This is a genomic window from Clostridium sp. TF11-13AC, from assembly GCF_003481065.1.
GTDB lineage: Bacteria > Bacillota > Clostridia > Lachnospirales > Lachnospiraceae > Otoolea > Otoolea fessa.
The window spans coordinates 124176-141363 of the sequence record NZ_QUKJ01000007.1 but is presented as its reverse complement, the minus strand read 5'-3'; the positions used below and the strand labels follow the sequence as shown (position 1 = coordinate 141363).

The following is a 17188-nucleotide window of genomic DNA, read 5'->3' as shown; positions in this document are numbered from 1 at the left end:
TGTTCTTTGTTTTTCTGCAAATTTTATCCTGGAAAACAAATCCACTTCATATAAGATTTGCTTTCTGTACGTCTGCCTGCTGTCTGTGGCAAAGCCGACTTCGATTTATTGTACACGAAGCGTGCTTTTGTGGCAAGCGGAGATTTTGGAATTATCTTTTTTCACCCAGATGCCTTGAACTTTTCTAGATTTATATAGTAAGATAAGAAACAACTTCATTTTAGATACGTTTTTCAACCAATGAGAAAATGACTTGATTTTCTAAAGGAGGTTTTATGTATACCTATACCTGGTACCAATGGCTAGCTTTTTTCTATGTATACTGCTTTTTAGGGTGGATTTTCGAATCGACTTATGTTTCCCTGAAACAGAAACGGCTCGTCAACCGCGGATTTCTGCGGCTTCCGATGCTGCCGCTCTACGGTTCCGGCGCGGTGATGATGCTCTGGGTGTCCCTGCCGGTGCGGGACAGCCTGCCCCTCGTCTATATTTCCGGTTTTATCGCCGCCACGGCGCTTGAATATGTCACCGGCGCCGTCATGGAACGCCTATTCAAGGTCCGCTACTGGGATTACAGCAGCCAGCCGTTCCAGCTGCACGGCTATATCTGCCTGAGTTCCTCGATCGCATGGGGATTTCTGACGATCCTTATGACCGATGTCATCCATGATCCGATCGCCCGCACTGTGCTTGCGGTTCCTCCGGTTATCCTGCTCATCTGCGATTTCGTCATCAGCGTTCTTTTCACCGCCGATGCTTACGAATCCATCAAGGCAGCCCTGGCTCTGGGTCATACGCTGGAAGCTATGACGAAGCTCAAAGCCGATATCGAAGAGCTACAGTCCAAGATCGAGCTGCTGCGTGAGGAAGCCATTGAGCGCGGCGCTCTGACCCGTGAAGAAACAGCCGAAAAACTGGCAGCCGCCCAGGCAGAAGCCGCCCGCAGACTTGCCGCCGTCCGCAGTGACGCCGAAGAACGCCTGGCAACCGCACGCGCCGAGACTGCCAGACAGCTGCAGGCGGCTGCCACCGAACACAAAGAGCGCCTGGCTGAGACCAAGGCACTCGCCGAAAAACGCCTGTCCGATGTTCGAGAAGAAACCACCTCCCGCATCGAAGCTGCCAAAGCAGGAAACGCAGAACGCATCGAAGCTGCCAAACAGCGCGTCAACGAGCGCATTGCCGAAGTCCGCACCGAAGTCGATGCCCGCATCGCCTTCGACAACCGCCTCACCCGCCTGAGCACCCGGTTAGAAGAACTCAAACACCGCCGCCAGTCCCTGCGCCCGGCTAAAAAGCTCCATGCCTTCTACCGCCGCGGGCTGCTAAGAGGAAATCCTACTGCGGTTTCGTCGAAATTTGCAGCGGCGTTGAAAGAATTAAAAGAACAAAATAGCACAAAAATAGGACCTTTCGCATGAACGAATGGTCCTATTTCTTTTAGGAACTTATTTCATATCTTCTTTTTATTTTTCTACAGCAGTCCATTGACAATCGCCATCACAGCCTCGCCTACCTTCTCTGATTTCGCTGCCGCGTCTTCCAGGGAGGTACCTTTCACGCCGTAGTAGAACTTGATCTTCGGCTCGGTTCCAGACGGGCGGACGCAGAGCCATGCGTTGTCTTCCAGTTCGTAGTAGAGAACATTGGAGGACGGAAGTCCGGTCGGCTTTACCTCGCCGGTTGCCAGATCTTTAACCGTATCTTCCTTGTAGTCTCGGACTGCCAGCACCTTGTGTCCGGCGAAATCGGACGGTGTGTGAGTGCGGAAATATTCCATGATCTCCTGAATCTTTGCCAGTCCCTCGATGCCCCTTAAGCCGATGGACTTCACTTCATCTTTATAATAGCCGTATTTCTCGTACATCTCGACCATCGCATCCCACAGCGTCATGCCTTTTTCCTTGTAATAAGCAGCTGCCTCGCAGAGTGCTGCGGTTGCGGAAATGGCATCTTTATCGCGTGCGTATGTACCGATCAGGCAGCCATAGCTCTCTTCCATGCCAAACAGATAGGTTCCTTTGCCTTCCTGCTCATTTTTGAGAACCTGTTTGCCGATCCACTTAAATCCGGTCAGAACCTCGATGAGCTCTGCGCCGTAATTCTTCGCAACTGCATCTACCAGATTCGTCGTAACGATGGATTTAACAACCTGTCCATCTGCCGGAATCTTGCCGTTTGCCTGTTTCTGGCTGAGCACATACTCGCAGAGCAGGGAGCCGGACATATTGCCGGTCAGCGGAATGTATTCGCCGGACTTGGTATCTTTGACATACACGCCCAGACGATCGGCATCCGGATCGGTTGCCAGAACGAGGTCTGCATTTTTCTCTTTTGCCAGAGCCAGTCCCAATTCAAATGCTTCCTTTGCCTCCGGGTTCGGATAGCTGACGGTCGGGAAATCGCCGTCTGGAAGCTCCTGCTGCGGAACCACATATACATGGGTAAATCCAAGCTCTTTCATCACACGGCGTGCCGGGATATTGCCCGTGCCGTGAAGCGGTGTATACACGATCGTGATCTGATCCTGCATGCGGTCAATCGCGCCCTGATTGACTACCTGTGCCTTGACCTGTGCAATATATTTGTCGTCGATCGCTGCACCGATGATCTCGTAGAGTCCTTTTGCCTTTGCCTCTTGTGCTCCCATCGTCTTAACGGTGGAAAGATCGGTGATCGCCATAACTTCCTCAGTCACGCCCTTGTCATGCGGCGGTGTAAACTGTGCACCGTCCTCCCAGTAAACCTTGTAGCCGTTGTACTCCGGCGGGTTGTGGCTGGCGGTGATGTTGATGCCGGCGATGCAGCCAAGCTCGCGGACGGCAAAGGAAAGCTCCGGCGTCGGGCGCAGCGTCTCGAACCGGTACGCCTTGATGCCATTTGCCGCCAGTGTCAGCGCTGCTTCCTCGGCAAATTCCGGGGACATATGACGGGAGTCAAATGCGATCGCCACGCCTTTTGCCGCGCCGCCCTGCTTGATGATGTAATTTGCCAGTCCCTGGGTCGCACGGCGGACGGTGTAGATATTCATCCGGTTAATACCTGCACCGATGATGCCGCGCAGTCCTGCCGTACCAAACTCCAAATCCATATAGAAACGCTCTTTAATCTCATTTTCATCGCCCTCAATGGCGCGTAATTCCTCTTTCGTTGCCTCGTCAAAGTATGGATTTTCCAGCCATTCTTTGTAAATCGTCATGTAATCCTTCATGATTCACTTACCCCCTGCTTTCTTCTAGGATGACTTTCTTTTTCTCCATTATAGTATAATTATTCTGAAAAATAAAGAGAATTTCGGTTACTATTCTTTGTCTTTATTTTTTCTCTTTTCAAAGTTCCTCCATGATGTATCGAATACGCTTAACCAAAGAATTTATATGCATATGTAAATCAACATTTCTTATCGGATTGCCTCAAGAAAGAGGTTCCGCGCTGTCTGCTGTTCTTCCAGCTTCTGCAGTTTTTCAATGCTGCGGACTGGAATCCACGCCTTGCCTGCATTATAATAAAAATTTAACTGTTTCCAGTATTTTTCCGGATATAAAAACAGGTAATAGAGGTATGTCCGCTCCTGTGCATTCAACGGCAGAATACGATCATACGTCTCCAGCAGCCGCATCCCCAGACGCAAATCCCAGCCATGCTTTTCCAATATTTTGCGCGTAAAATGATACAGATCTTCGACCTGGACGCCCCGGTGCATCCGGTTAAATTCAATCACCGCCATCTCATTTTCTTCTGCCAATAAAATATGATGCTGGTTCAGATCCCCGTGACACAAATAGTTTTCCGGCTCGCCGTCCTGCTCGATCTGCGCTTTCAGCCCGCCTGCTGCTTCCTGCGCCTGCTCATAAAAGATGGCAAAGCTTCCGCTGACTGCCCTCTCAAAATCCGATTTACGCCGTTTTTTCCGGATATAATTCCGCGTACGGACAAGTTCCCGGTTGTGGCGCTCCATCTCCGCCACCGCCGGACGCGTGAGAATTGACCCCAGATTCCACGACTCATCGATCGCAATGCCGCGCAGTGTCCGGTGCAGCTTCGCGATCTGCCCGACCGCCCGGACTACCTCCGCCTCGCTCTGCACACTGCACTCGCGCCCGGAAAACCATTCCTTCACAACACACCGCGTTCCATCCTCCGCCACCGACAAAAGCTCGCCCTCCCGGTTCCGCATATACTGATCGGTCCGGCATGTTTTCTGATTTTGCAGAACATTCATGATTTGTTCTTCAAATTCAAGACGTTTGACGGTCCCCTTATATTCCCGGAGGAGTTTTAACCCCTGACTCGTCTCGCAGATCCACGCGCCTCTTCCACGGCGCTTCGACTGCACTTCCAGTTCATACTGTTCCAGCACCTCGGTTGTTCTCTCGTTCACAACTTCCCCCTCCTGCCTCTATCCGGCTGCCCGCCTTTCCATTTCCCAAAAGAATGTGGACAGCACATTTTCACGCCGGGCCACAGCTGCTGACAGCTATGTTAATTGCAACATTCACACGATTATGCAAATATGCACATCAGACACCCAGCCTGCTACTCCTAACCTATGAGAGGGGGCTTACAAATATGCTTATGCATAAATATCGCAGATTTGAAACACAGTGCACAAACTATCACACACAATCGCCAATGTGGAGTGATTACGAAATTCTGTTCATTGCCATCATTTTGACGGTATGTTACAATGATTCACGTTGGGATAAAAAAGCGGTCTGGCTATTTGTCCCAACAATCAGGCAAAAAATCAAATAATATATTTTACTGTAAATGAAAAGGAGGTCTCTCTTTGTCCATACAATCCGCTCATCGTTCCAATGATGAAAATACGCGCCCGCATTCAGGCTCAGCATCATCCCGTGAAGCTGATCTCGGCAGTGCGCCGATCGGGTCACTTCTTTTTAAACTGGCGCTCCCGGCAATTGCCGCACAGATCATCAACGTTCTCTATAACATGGTTGACCGCATGTACATCGGCCATATCCCGGACATCGGTCCCAGCGCCCTGACCGGCGTCGGCGTCACAATGCCGATTATCATGTGCATTTCCGCTTTTGCCGCGCTCGCCGCCATGGGCGGTGCCCCGCAGGCGTCGATCCTGATGGGAAAAGGCGACAAGGATTCTGCTGAAAAGGTACTCGGCAACTGTACCTTCATGCTGACCGTCATTTCGCTCCTCCTGACCGCCCTGTTTCTTGGCTTTGGGCGCCCGATCCTCCTGATGTTCGGCGCCAGTGAGAAGACGATTCTCTACGCCTGGAACTACATGAAAATCTACGTCTGCGGCACTTTCTTCGTCCAGATGGCGCTCGGACTCAATGCCTTTATCAACGCACAGGGTTATGCCAAAACCGGCATGATTACCGTTGCCATCGGCGCTCTCTGCAACATCATCCTCGATCCGATCTTTATCTTCGGACTGCATCTGGATGTGCGAGGTGCGGCACTTGCAACCATCCTTTCACAGGGTATTTCCTGTATCTGGATTCTGCGTTTTCTGACCGGAACGCATAGTACCCTGCGGATACGGCTCCGCAACCTGCGCCCGCAGAAGAAATTTATCCTGCCATGCCTGGCGCTCGGACTGGCGCCGTTTATCATGCAGTTTACAGAAAGTGCACTGTCCATCAGCTTTAACACCAGCCTGTTGAAATATGGCGGCGATACCGCGGTCGGCGCGATGACGATTCTTTCCAGCGTCATGCAGTTTTCCATGCTGCCGCTGCAGGGGCTCACACAGGGCGCGCAGCCGATCATCAGCTTTAACTATGGAGCAAAAAATATCGACCGTGTGAAAAAAGCGTTTCACCTGCTTCTGCGCTCGGCAGCCTGCTATTCCACCTTGCTCTGGCTCTTATGTATGCTGGTTCCACAGATTTTTATTTCCATCTTTACCAGCGACGCAGACCTTGCCAGCTATACCATCTGGGCGCTCCGGATCTATATGGCAGCTTCCCTGCTCTTTGCCGTCCAGCTCGCCTGCCAGCAGACTTTTATTGCCCTTGGAAATGCGAAAACATCCGTCTTTCTGGCATTGCTCCGGAAAGTGCTGCTTTTGATTCCGCTGATCTTTATCCTGCCGCATTTCGTTTCAAATCCGGTATTCGGCGTGTTCGTGGCAGAACCGGTGGCAGATACGATTGCGGTGGCGACGACGGCGGCGCTGTTTTTCAGGGAGTATAAGAAATTGGGATAACTCTTTTAATCATCCTCTGGCTGAAAATATTGTTGTTAAAAAAGCAAAAGGAAAAGAGACAAAATCGTTTGTCCGGCTTGTCCTGCCGGTTCCAAACGATTTTGCCTCTTTTCTCTTTTTATTTATTAATCTTCTTATGCTTTACTGGTTCCCGCATTCTGCGATTGTTTCAACACTTCCACCTCAGCCAGAAGCCGCTCTTTCTCATTCCAAGCCGGATTCTCCAGCACCTTTTCAAAGAGAAGATGCAGCGTTTTTCCAAGCGCCGGTCCCGGCTGGATGCCTGCCTGAATCAGGTCTTTTCCGGTTACCGCCAGAGTTTTAAGACGGATACAGTCACCGCGCTCCCGGATCTGCCTTGCAAGTGAGCGAACCATTTCCACCGCATCCATGCGCTCCGGCATCAGAACTTCCTGAAGGAGAAGCAGCCAGTCAAAGACCGTATCTTCCATCGCACTCATCGCGTGGCGGATAGCGCTTTCCTCCGGTTCCATCTGCATGAATGCAAAACGGCTCAGAATCTTCGCCTTATCGATCGTGTCGTTGTCCATCTTGAGTTCTCTCAGAACCCGGACACAAGTTCCCTCGCCCGCCGGGGCAAGAAAATACGACCAGCGCAAGGCTTTTTCTGCTGGCAGATGTGCCGCAGCAGCAGAAATTTCCCCCGCCATGTCTGTCTCACATTCATGTTTCACGAACATGTGCCCCTGCCGCGCTGCCGTTTCCGTTTTGATCGCATCCTTGTCAGCAGCTGGCACATCATTCGAACATACTCTCTCTTCCAACCTCTGCTTTGCACAGCTTTTCCGCTTTTTCCACGCCGCAAATACCTCCGGAAATGTCTTTGAAATGTACGGTGCCAGTCCTGCCGCCTCCGTTTTCCAGATAAATTCCGGTCGGTCGGACAGGAGTGTTTTTGTCAACTCCACCTGCACCCGTTCCTTGCTCACATGGACAAGGGAGGGCGCCAGCTCACAGAGCGCCTGCCAGGTCTTTTTCTCTATCGAAAATCCCAGCTGGGCCGAAAAGCGGACGGCACGCAGGATCCGGAGCGCATCTTCCGTAAACCGTTCTCCCGCATCCCCGACGCAGCGGATCCGGCGCGCTGCCAGATCCTCCGCCCCGCCGAAAATATCGACAATTCCCGTTTCGTGGCTGTATGCCATCGCATTGATCGTGAAATCACGCCGTCTCAAGTCCTCACGCAGTTCGGCAGTAAATACGACTTCCTTCGGGTGGCGTCCATCCTCATATTCACCGTCAATCCGGTAGGTGGTTATTTCATATCCGATATGATCACGCATGACCGTGACCGTACCGTGCTGAAGCCCGGTGTCGATCGTGTGACCGAACACCTGCTTCACCTCCTCCGGGTGCGCCGAGGTCGTGATATCCCAGTCACCGGGAATCCGTCCCAGGATCGCATCGCGGACACAGCCGCCGACTGCAAATGCCTCGTAACCATGTTCTCGCAGCTTTCCCAGGATCTCCTCGACCTGGACCGGCATTTCTATCCGTTTTGGAATCATATTAATATGCCTTACCCCAATAAACCATCTTCGTTGCCGGCTTGCCGCAGCATACGCAGGTGTCAGCCAGATGTTCCTGATTGAACGGGATGCAGCGGGAGGTTACGCCGACTACTTCTTTCAGTTTATCCTCGCACTCCTGATTGCCGCACCACATTGCCTTGATGAAGCCTGGCTTATTTTCTGCGATCTCCTTCATCTCATCCAGTGTTGTCGCTACATAAGTATGGGAATCTCTGTGTGCTTTTGCACGCTCAAACATATCGTGGTGAATCGTCTCCAGAAGCTCGCCAACCTTTGCTGCAATCTCATCCAGAGATACCGTAATCTTCTCATGCGTATCACGGCGAACCAGAACTGCCTGATTTTCAGCAATATCTCTCGGTCCGATCTCGACACGTACCGGAATACCGCGCATCTCGGACTCGCTGAACTTCCATCCCGGAGATTTGTCGGAATCATCCACTTTGACACGGAAGTTGGACAGAACCTCTTTTACCTCAAATGCCTTGTCCAGAACACCCTCTTTTGCCTGCTGAATCGGAACGATCATAACCTGGGTCGGAGCTACCTTCGGCGGCAGAACCAGACCATTATTGTCACCATGAACCATGATGATCGCGCCTACCATACGGGTTGTCATACCCCAGGAAGTCTGATGAACGTATTTTAATTTATTATCCTTATCCAGATACTGGATGTTAAATGCCTTTGCAAATCCATCGCCGAAGTTGTGGCTGGTGCCGGACTGCAGTGCCTTGCCATCGTGCATCAGGGACTCGATCGTGTAGGTTGCCTCTGCACCGGCAAATTTCTCCTTGTCGGTCTTGCGTCCGCGGATAACCGGAATTGCCAGGAAGTCCTCGCACAGATCCGCGTATACATTTAACATCATCTCGGTACGCTCCTGTGCTTCCTCAGCGGTTGCATGAGCAGTATGACCTTCCTGCCATAAGAACTCTCTGGAACGCAGGAACGGACGGGTGGTCTTTTCCCAACGTACAACCGAAGCCCACTGGTTGTAGTTTCTCGGCAGATCGCGGTAAGAATGTACGTCATGTGCATAAAAATCGCAGAACAGAGTCTCGGAAGTCGGACGTACACACATTCTCTCCTGTAACGGCTCTAAACCGCCCTGTGTCACCCACGCTACTTCCGGTGCGAAACCTTCTACGTGATCTTTCTCTTTTTCCAGAAGACTTTCCGGAATAAACATAGGCAGATATACGTTCTCTACGCCGGTTGCCTTAAAGCGCTTGTCCAGTTCATTGCGGATATTCTCCCAGATCGCATATCCGGCCGGTTTGATAATCATGCAGCCCTTTACACTGGAGTAATCAGAAAGCTCTGCTTTCTTTACGATGTCCGTATACCACTGGGCGAAATCTTCATCCATCGATGTGATGGCTTCTACCATTTTCTTTTCCTTTGCCATGTCGTTTCTCCTTGTTAAAAACATTTTATTGAAATCCGGCTTGCCGGATTTTGGCGCCGAGGCGCGACTGCCATCACAGCCATATTTCCCTGCGCCGAGTGTACATTGTTGTTTTTTATTTCGTAGAAATAAAAAAGCCATCCGATCCCTGCTGATCGCTGCGATCAAAGGGACCGAATGGCTTAACTTCGGCGGTACCACCCTGCTTAACCAGAATTTCGTTCCGATTCTGGCTCACTTAACTTCCGTTAACGCCGGAAATACGTTGCATTTTCATGCACAGCTCCAGGGCCGGTTCAACTTTCAGGGACACAAAAGCCTCGCACCATACGGCTTTCTCTCTGGACGTGTGTCAAAGTTTACTGATTCCTCTCTTCGCCTGTTTTGTTTCTTATTGTTTGATGTTCTAAAATCAAACGCCGGATTTCTTCCACGGCATCCACAAACTCAGCCGCGCAAATCCTGACAGTATTATGATTTTACGCCAATCGGTCGGGTTTGTCAAGGCTGGAACTCGCCCTTGTACAAGTCTTGACGATGCCTCGCATTTTTACTCGGTCGTCACTGACTCGGTTGCATCCGAACAAAAAATAATGTTTTTATCCCTATCTTACGAATCCTATTTTAATAAAATGTCCTCCCGGTACATCTCCGCCAATGACCGCAGAATCTTCGCCGTCATCCCCCAGATGATTCCTTCCTCGCGGCGGTAGAAGTAGACATCGTAATGTCCGCGCCGCCAGCGGTAATCGCGTCCGCCCGGAACATCTTCAAACGGGAATGTCTCTTCCGGCACGGTCACAAGTTCTGTTTCATATCGCTCCGGTTCATGTTCCGCGAACCAGCGGAGCGGGACAGAAAAGGTATGATCGACCTCCGCCTCGGAATATGACCAGCGGTAGCCCTGCAGCGCACCTAAAAATGGAGAAATCTCCATCGCCCCGGGCGCTTCCAGCACATCCAACGGCGCGATAACGCGAATCTGGCGGCGACTGATTAAGAGTTCTTCCATCGCCTCACGGATCGCCGCCTGCTTCGGTGTCTCGTCCCGCTCAACGGCACCGCCCGGAAAACAGATTTCGCCCGGCTGAGTTTTTAAGCTTCCCGCGCGCACCTCAAACACCACGTGGTACTCCCCGCCTTTCTGAATCAAAGGTACCAGCACCGCCGCCCGACGGATCTTCTCCTTCTCCAGCCTTCCGGCTCTCCGGCTGCCCCAGACTCGGCTCATCTGCGCCAGCTCGCCGCCCTGTGTCTGTTCCAGGAATGATGCAACACACTGGTTAAATGCGTCCGGGTTCTCTGCTGCAATAAAATGGGTGCCCTCTAAAAGCCGAAGCCTTGCGTTTGGCAGAGAACGTGCGATTTGGCGCGTGTGGCATTCGCGGATCATGTCGTCGCTCCCTGCTACCACAAGGACGGGCATTTTCAGGCGGTGGAGAAGTTCAGGGCGGATCCAGGGTTCATACAACATTAAAGATAGAAGCTCTTTTTTGTGTATATTTGCCTTCCGATCATTTCCCTTATTTTCAGGATTTTTTTCTTTCTGACAGCTTCTTCTCTGTTGTTTATTCAGTCCTTCCTGTCCATTCTGTTTTTCGTTTTCTTTTGAAAATTGCTTTTCTGTCCGCATTTTTCCTGCTGCCATCTGCATTTTTCCCCGTATCTGCCCGATGCCGCTTTTCTGCAGCCAGAGCTTCCCCACAACTCCCACATACTCCCGCGCCACATCCGCCAGCACGGACGGCTTCATGCCAAACGGGTTTAAGTTCGCTCCATTTAAAATCAGCCGATCGACATATCCCGGATATTTCAGTGCAAAAATCAGCGCAATATTGCCGCCGTCGCTGAACCCCAGCAAAATGATCCGCCTAAGTCCCCGGCGGTCAAGAAATCCTTTCAAATCATCAGCAAACCGTTCCAAGGTAAATGTCCCACAACCACGCGGAGAGCTGCCATGTCCACGGGTGTCCACCGCAATCACGAGATATTTTGATTCAAAAAAGGATATCTGGTTCACAAAATAGGAGCTGTCCTCTCCATTTCCGTGAAGCAGCACCATCGGCTGTCCGGAGCCTGACTCTTTTGTATATAAATTCACGTTTGTTCCTCCATATTAAATGATATGCATATTTATTTCAGCTTAACATCCAGCTATCTTCCAGCAGCTCTTTCTCTGCTGTTTTCCAGAACTTTTATGCGTTTTTAATTCCTTATCTATTATATATGATCCTTTTGTCTCGCGGCAATTCTAAAAAATCCTTTCATCTCCTTAAATTTCCACATTCAAAAGCAATTTCAGATCGTCCATCCACCAATACTCCACTTTTTTCCTCTTTCCCCCCTCTAAAGGTGCCTACTTAATGAGCAGCCGCTCCTTCGTCCGCTTCCCCATACTCCTCCACAAAATCCTTAATAATCAACAGCCCAATCGGACCCAGCAGAAATCCAAACAGACCGAACAGCTGCAAGCCCACATAGATCGCCGCCAGCGTTTCAAGCGGCGACAGCCCCATTTTCTTCCCCATCAGGTGCGCCTCCGTGAACTCACGCAGAAAATAACAGAGCAGATACAGCCCGAAGAGAATCAGCGCATGTCCCCACTCCCGCTTAAACAGGAGAAAAAGACTCCACGGCACCAGCGCCGTCCCTGCGCCGAAGATCGGCAGGGCATCCAGAACCCCGATTCCGATTCCGCCCAGAATATAATATGGATTTCCAATCAGCAAAAGCCCCGCCATCGAAAATGCCGAAGTCATCAGGAAAATGACCGACTGGGTTTTCAGCCATGCGCTTCCTGTCACCGCAAGGCGCCTGCCGAGCAGGAAAAATTCGCGGTGAAACATCGAATCAAACCGCCTCCGGCGCAGTTCGTCCATCTCCTGTAAACTCAAAATCGAGGCAATGAAAAATAAAACAACCACAATAACCGCGCGCACAATCCCCGCCGCAGCAGGAACTGATTTCTGAAGGAGCTGCGGCAGCAGGATCTCCTTGACCTGTCCACCGCCCTGCAAGCCTGTTCCGCGAAAGAGCTGCCCGATTTTACCGGCAGGCAGATGAAGGACTCGCTCGATCGACTGTTCAAATTGCTGTCCAAGCAGTGACAATTCCTCCATCCGTCCTGGAAGCTCTTCTAAAAAGTGTTCCAGCTCCTCCGTGAAACGCCGTCCCCCTGCTACCAGCAGACCGACCAGAAAAATGCTCAGCAAAATCAGCTCCACGCCCCCGATCATACCGATGGGAACGCCGATCATGCGCCCGCGGAAGGAGATTCGCAGCCGTTTTTCGAGAAATGCTGCCGATGGCTGGAGAAGCAGCGCCATCAGATACGCTGCCAGAAATGGGAATATAAGCGGCAGCAGGTAACGGAAACTCAAATACACGCCCGCCGTGACTACTGCTGTGAGAAATGCTTTTTTCTGTTTTCTGCTGAGTGCCATCTGTCTGCTCCACCTTCCCGATTTTTTCTTTATGCCATACACCGTTATGGTTCTATGATTTCTACAGCCATCCATTCAAACAAACGTCTTTTCCTTAAACCTACACGCCCTTTTTTCCGGATGTATGGCAACGAAAAACCACAGGAAACCGGTGTCAGCTCCCGCTTCTCCCGGCTCCTGCGGTCTCTTTTGTAAGCCCTCTTTAGTCGCTCCGGGGCTTACCCATGGACTTTGCCCATTTATGATTCGTACTTCCTTTGTACACACTCTAGTATGGTCAGGTCGGATAAAAATATACACGTCTTACCTTCTATTCACCCTTGACCTTTTATTTTCTTGACTTATAGAAAAGTTCGCTCACAGAACAAATTGCGGTTTGGTGGAAAACTCCATTCTTTTTCCCGTCACCGGGTGAAGGAACGATAAACGGACCGCGCACAGCGCCAGCGGTTCCCGGCGGGCACGTCCCACGGAAGCAGCCGCTGGTGCGCCATACTTGGTATCTCCCATGAGCGGTGTCCCATGCGCGGCAAACTGTACGCGTATCTGATGGTGGCGTCCTGTGTGAAGATGGATTTCCACCAGTGAACGCACGGTACCGTCTTCCTGTTCTTTTTTTTCTAATATCTGATATTCCAGCTCTGCCCGTTTCGCACCGGCGACCGACTTACCCACAATCCGGCTGGTATTCGTTTTCCCGTCTTTCAACAGATAATCCACGTACTTACCCACATTATCCACAGGTTTTCCACATACGAGCGCCTGATAGATTTTCTCCAGTTTTCCCTCCTGTACCTGACGGCTTAAGTGCGCTGCCGCTTTCAGGTTCTTGGCATATACCATCACACCGCGCACCGGCTTGTCCAGTCGGTGGATAACTCCAACATACGGATCCACCGGGCCTGTGGACGCTTTTGGGGATAATCCTGTGGATAACTTTTTCGTCTCCTGCACCTTCCGGTGGAGATAATTTTTTATCTCGCTGACCATATCCGGCTCCAGGCGTCTCGATGTCTGCGACTCAACTCCAGCTGGTTTGACCACAACTAAAATATCTTTATCTTCGTATAATATATCTAACATAACCGATTTCCTCTCTACTTCATCCATGAATTCCCGAGCATTTTAACTTCTCAAATCATCTATGAGCCTTTTTTTCTTTCTCTTTCTAACTTTAAAATTTTCATATGCAAACCATTGCATATATTTATTGCCAACTCACACGAAACGTGAAAACCTTTCGTTACTGTTCATACATTATATTATAACATATCCCATTCCCCTCTTGCATATTTTTCAGAAAAGATGTATAGTATATAAAAACATTCTATGTAGTTTTAAATACTACATATCATATTCACAATTACTTTATTGATATTACGGCAAAGGAGGTTATCCTATGATTTCCAATCAAACACATACATCTGACACAACAAAACTCGCTGAGACAAAGCATCATAAATTCCACGTAAAGGATCCCGGAAGCGCGCTGACGCATTTTATCGCGATGATCGGCGCGGTGATCGCGGCAGTTCCGCTGCTTCACAAAGCGGCTGGAGAAGCAGATTCGCGCCATCTTGCGGCGTTGGCTGTGTTTATCGTCAGCATGATTCTGCTCTATGCCGCCAGCACGACCTACCACACCTTTAATATTTCCGAGCACGTTAATAAAATCCTGCGTAAGATCGACCACATGATGATTTTCATCCTGATTGCCGGGACTTACACACCGGTTTGCCTGATCGTCCTTGGAAATAACGCCGGTTACCGGCTTCTGGCGCTCGTCTGGGGTATCGCGATTGCCGGGATTCTCGTCAACGCGCTCTGGATCAACTGCCCGAAGTGGTTCTCCTCGCTAGTTTACATCGCGATGGGTTGGATCTGCGTGCTGGCGTTCCGTCAGATCGTACTGGCACTTCCGAAAAGCGCATTTCTCTGGCTGCTGACCGGCGGACTCATCTATACGGCTGGAGGCATTATCTACGCATTAAAACTGCCGATTTTCAACGCAACGCATAAAAATTTCGGTTCGCATGAGATTTTCCATCTGTTTGTCATGGGCGGAAGCCTGTGCCATTATGTGATGATGTACGCATTTGTAGCATAAGGGTGAAATCCCCCTTTCGTCTGACAGGCATTATGCCTCATACGTACACGAAATGCATACATTCAATTTTTTATGTCACATTCATTCTCCTTTCGAAAAAGGAACCGTCCTGATGCCAGCTGATAGACTGACCCAGGCGGTTCCTTTTCAATTCATTAAAAGCGTTAAAAAATTTTCTACGAAACTATTTTCTATGTTTTTACGTGCTTTCTCATGCTGCTCCTTTATCAAAGTCTCTTTTGATTTCCTTGTAATAAAGCACGATTCCCGTGACACCGACCAGCACTTCCGAGATCGGAAATGCAAACCAGGTAAAGCGCAGGTCAATCAGCGACAGCAGCCAGAAAATCGGAATCAGGCAGCAGATCTGGCGCATCACGGACAAAAAGAGGCTGATCTTTCCATTTCCGATCGCCTGGAAGAAGACCGGAGTCATCAGTGAAAATACCGCCGGAATAAAACTTGCCCCGATGATAGGGAATGCATTTTTTCCGATCGCGATGACCTCGCTGCTCTTTGAAAAAACCTGGAGCAGCTGCACTGGAAAGAAAACGAAGCAGATCACACCGACCAGCATAAACACACAGGAAAATCCATAGCTGTCCCGCATAATTTCCCGGCATCTCGCATAGCTCTTGGTTGCATAGTTAAAGCTGAGCACCGGAACGATACACGTCTGCAAGCCCATCAGCGGGATAAAGAAAAACGTCTGCATTTTATAATAAAGCCCCAGCACCGTCACTGCCGAATCTGAAAATCCGGCAAGGATCGCATTTAAGATCACGATATAAACTGTAAATAATGCCTGCATAATAATCGACGCGTAGCCAAACCAGTAGATCCGCTTGATATAGAGCGGCATTTTTGTGCGCTCTGGAAATCTGCCAACCCCGCCAAACGATGTGATGACCGCAGCTGCCACCTGTCCGCAGACAGTCGCATAGGCAGCACCCGCGACTCCCAGCTCCGGCACCGGACCGAGTCCGAAAATCAGGATCGGGTCAAGCACGATATTCGTCAGCGCCCCCACGGTCTGGGCGACCATCGGACGGTGCATATTGCCCCGCGACTGATGGACCTTCGTCCAGTTTCCTTCCAGAAATGCCCCGATGCTGCCGATACAGACGATCTGTCCGTAGATAACAGCACTCTCGATCGCTTCCGGGGTATTCGCACTTGTCAGGACATACGGACGCATACAGAAGATCGAGAAAATGGCAAATATAAACCAGGTTCCAAGCGCCAGAAGCGTGCCTGTTCCCGCTGTTTCTTCCGCCTGTCCCGGCATTTTCTGTGCATACAGGCGCGCCATGTAGGTATTCACGCCCACACCGGTTCCCACCGCCAGCGCAATGATGATGAGCTGCAACGGATAAATGACCGAAAGCGCCGTCAGCGCCGGTTCGGAATATTTTCCCACAAAAAAACTGTCTACAATGTTATACATCGCCTGAATCAGCTGCGCCAGCATAACCGGAGGTGCGATTTGCAGCAATATCTTCGGAATTTTCTCCGTCCGGAAAAATTCTGTATCCGTTCCCGCCTTACTCTTCATCGTCCGTCTCCTCCAGTGCCTCTTCCAGAATCTGGTCATACTCCATAAACAGTTCCGTCATTCTGCGGATCTTGTCCTCTCCCAGACGTTTCGCCGCCCGTTCTTCCATCCGGCTTAACGAATATAATAATTTTTCCGAATACCGTTCGCCCTCCGGCGTCAAAACAAGCGCCTTTTCCTTCCCGGTGCTCTTTTCCGGATCCGCTACAAGAATCCCGTCTTTTTTCATCTCTGAAATCACATGGTTCACCGTCTGCCGCGGAAGCAGATACGAATCACAGATCTGCTTTTGCGTACAGAATCCGAATTCGCGGATGGTGTAAAGCACCAGCATCCGGTTATAGCTCACATTGTTATTCTTTGCCCACATCGAGTATACACCACGGCAGCGGATGATCGCCTGGTTGACCTGATCGTAAAGTTTTTGTATTTTATATTCCATAACCTTCCTCATTCAATCCCATTTGGGACTGAAAGAAGTATACGACAGGATTTTGAAATTGTCAATCTTTACTCGCTCCGCGATATCAAACCGATATGTTACAATGTACGAATAGTGATTTCCATGGTTTTTTAACTAATAGGCACGCACAATCATCGTCTTCCAGGAGCGGTCCTGGCATTTGTATTCCATCTGGATTTCTGTAAATAACATCCCCGCCTGCCTGTGAAACTTCGCAATCTTTGAAATAAGAAAAATATTCTGATGAAAATATCCTATATCGTTATTATCAAATTTGTTAACAAGGAAACAAGGCGATGGTATACTTGTTTCCATGGAAACATAATGCAGGGGGTAATATTATGAACACAGTACTTATAAATCTATTTGTTACGTATATGAAAAAGCAGGAGATACTTTCCAAACTTACGAAAGATGAGAAACTACACGGATATAATTAAATGAAAATTAATATCACAGT

The 17188-nt window shown here is 49.9% G+C and carries 12 protein-coding genes and 1 other annotated feature; of the genes, 3 read left to right on the top strand and 9 right to left on the bottom strand.

Annotated features, from left to right (window positions below):
- The first annotated feature begins 275 nt into the window (after positions 1–275).
- On the top strand, positions 276–1421 hold the full coding sequence (locus tag DXD12_RS13095) for a putative ABC transporter permease (protein ID WP_118492858.1): 1146 nt from the start codon (positions 276–278) through the stop codon (positions 1419–1421).
- Between the two features lie 53 nt (positions 1422–1474).
- Here the strand turns inward: DXD12_RS13095 and DXD12_RS13090 are convergent, their stop codons facing one another.
- Together DXD12_RS13090 and DXD12_RS13085 are read right to left on the bottom strand one after the other, a co-directional pair.
- Positions 1475–3211, bottom strand: a complete 1737-nt coding sequence (locus DXD12_RS13090; protein WP_118638504.1) for a phospho-sugar mutase — start codon at positions 3209–3211, stop codon at positions 1475–1477.
- 189 nt (positions 3212–3400) lie between these two features.
- Positions 3401–4381 carry a phosphotransferase gene (locus tag DXD12_RS13085; RefSeq protein WP_118523071.1) on the bottom strand — a complete coding sequence of 327 codons (981 nt, stop codon included), beginning with the start codon at positions 4379–4381 and terminating at the stop codon, positions 3401–3403.
- A 414-nt stretch (positions 4382–4795) separates the two neighbouring features.
- Here DXD12_RS13085 and DXD12_RS13075 point away from each other — a divergent pair, with 414 nt between their 5' ends.
- The gene (locus DXD12_RS13075) at positions 4796–6196 is read left to right on the top strand and encodes an MATE family efflux transporter (protein WP_118638511.1); all 1401 of its coding nucleotides are present in this window, start codon (positions 4796–4798) and stop codon (positions 6194–6196) included.
- A gap of 134 nt (positions 6197–6330) precedes the next feature.
- Here DXD12_RS13075 and DXD12_RS13070 read toward each other — a convergent pair whose 3' ends face one another.
- From DXD12_RS13070 to DXD12_RS13045, 5 genes are all read right to left on the bottom strand, one after another.
- A complete protein-coding gene (locus DXD12_RS13070) occupies positions 6331–7725 on the bottom strand; it encodes a polynucleotide adenylyltransferase (protein WP_118638503.1) in 1395 nt (464 codons plus the stop codon).
- 1 nt (position 7726) lies between these two features.
- Positions 7727–9160: a proline--tRNA ligase gene (proS, locus tag DXD12_RS13065; protein ID WP_022359111.1), complete on the bottom strand. Its 1434-nt coding sequence runs from the start codon at positions 9158–9160 to the stop codon at positions 7727–7729.
- A gap of 165 nt (positions 9161–9325) precedes the next feature.
- Positions 9326–9545, bottom strand: a binding site (T-box leader).
- A gap of 234 nt (positions 9546–9779) precedes the next feature.
- Positions 9780–11261, bottom strand: coding sequence for an alpha/beta fold hydrolase (locus tag DXD12_RS13060; RefSeq protein ID WP_118638502.1), 1482 nt, complete (start codon positions 11259–11261; stop codon positions 9780–9782).
- Positions 11262–11520: 259 nt separating this feature from the next.
- On the bottom strand, positions 11521–12603 hold the full coding sequence (locus tag DXD12_RS13055; protein WP_118638501.1) for an AI-2E family transporter: 1083 nt from the start codon (positions 12601–12603) through the stop codon (positions 11521–11523).
- 357 nt (positions 12604–12960) lie between these two features.
- Positions 12961–13686, bottom strand: a complete 726-nt coding sequence (locus DXD12_RS13045; protein WP_118638500.1) for an RluA family pseudouridine synthase — start codon at positions 13684–13686, stop codon at positions 12961–12963.
- Positions 13687–14002: 316 nt separating this feature from the next.
- Here DXD12_RS13045 and DXD12_RS13040 point away from each other — a divergent pair, with 316 nt between their 5' ends.
- Entirely contained in the window at positions 14003–14710 is a 708-nt protein-coding gene (locus tag DXD12_RS13040; RefSeq protein WP_118469496.1) for a hemolysin III family protein, read from the top strand.
- 211 nt (positions 14711–14921) lie between these two features.
- On the opposite strand, the gene DXD12_RS13035 is transcribed toward DXD12_RS13040, so the two are convergent.
- On the bottom strand, positions 14922–16265 hold the full coding sequence (locus tag DXD12_RS13035; protein ID WP_118638499.1) for an MATE family efflux transporter: 1344 nt from the start codon (positions 16263–16265) through the stop codon (positions 14922–14924).
- A complete protein-coding gene (locus DXD12_RS13030; RefSeq protein ID WP_118524143.1) occupies positions 16255–16707 on the bottom strand; it encodes a MarR family winged helix-turn-helix transcriptional regulator in 453 nt (150 codons plus the stop codon). Before DXD12_RS13030 ends, DXD12_RS13035 begins: the two co-directional genes overlap by 11 nt.
- Between the last annotated feature and the right edge of the window lie 481 nt (positions 16708–17188).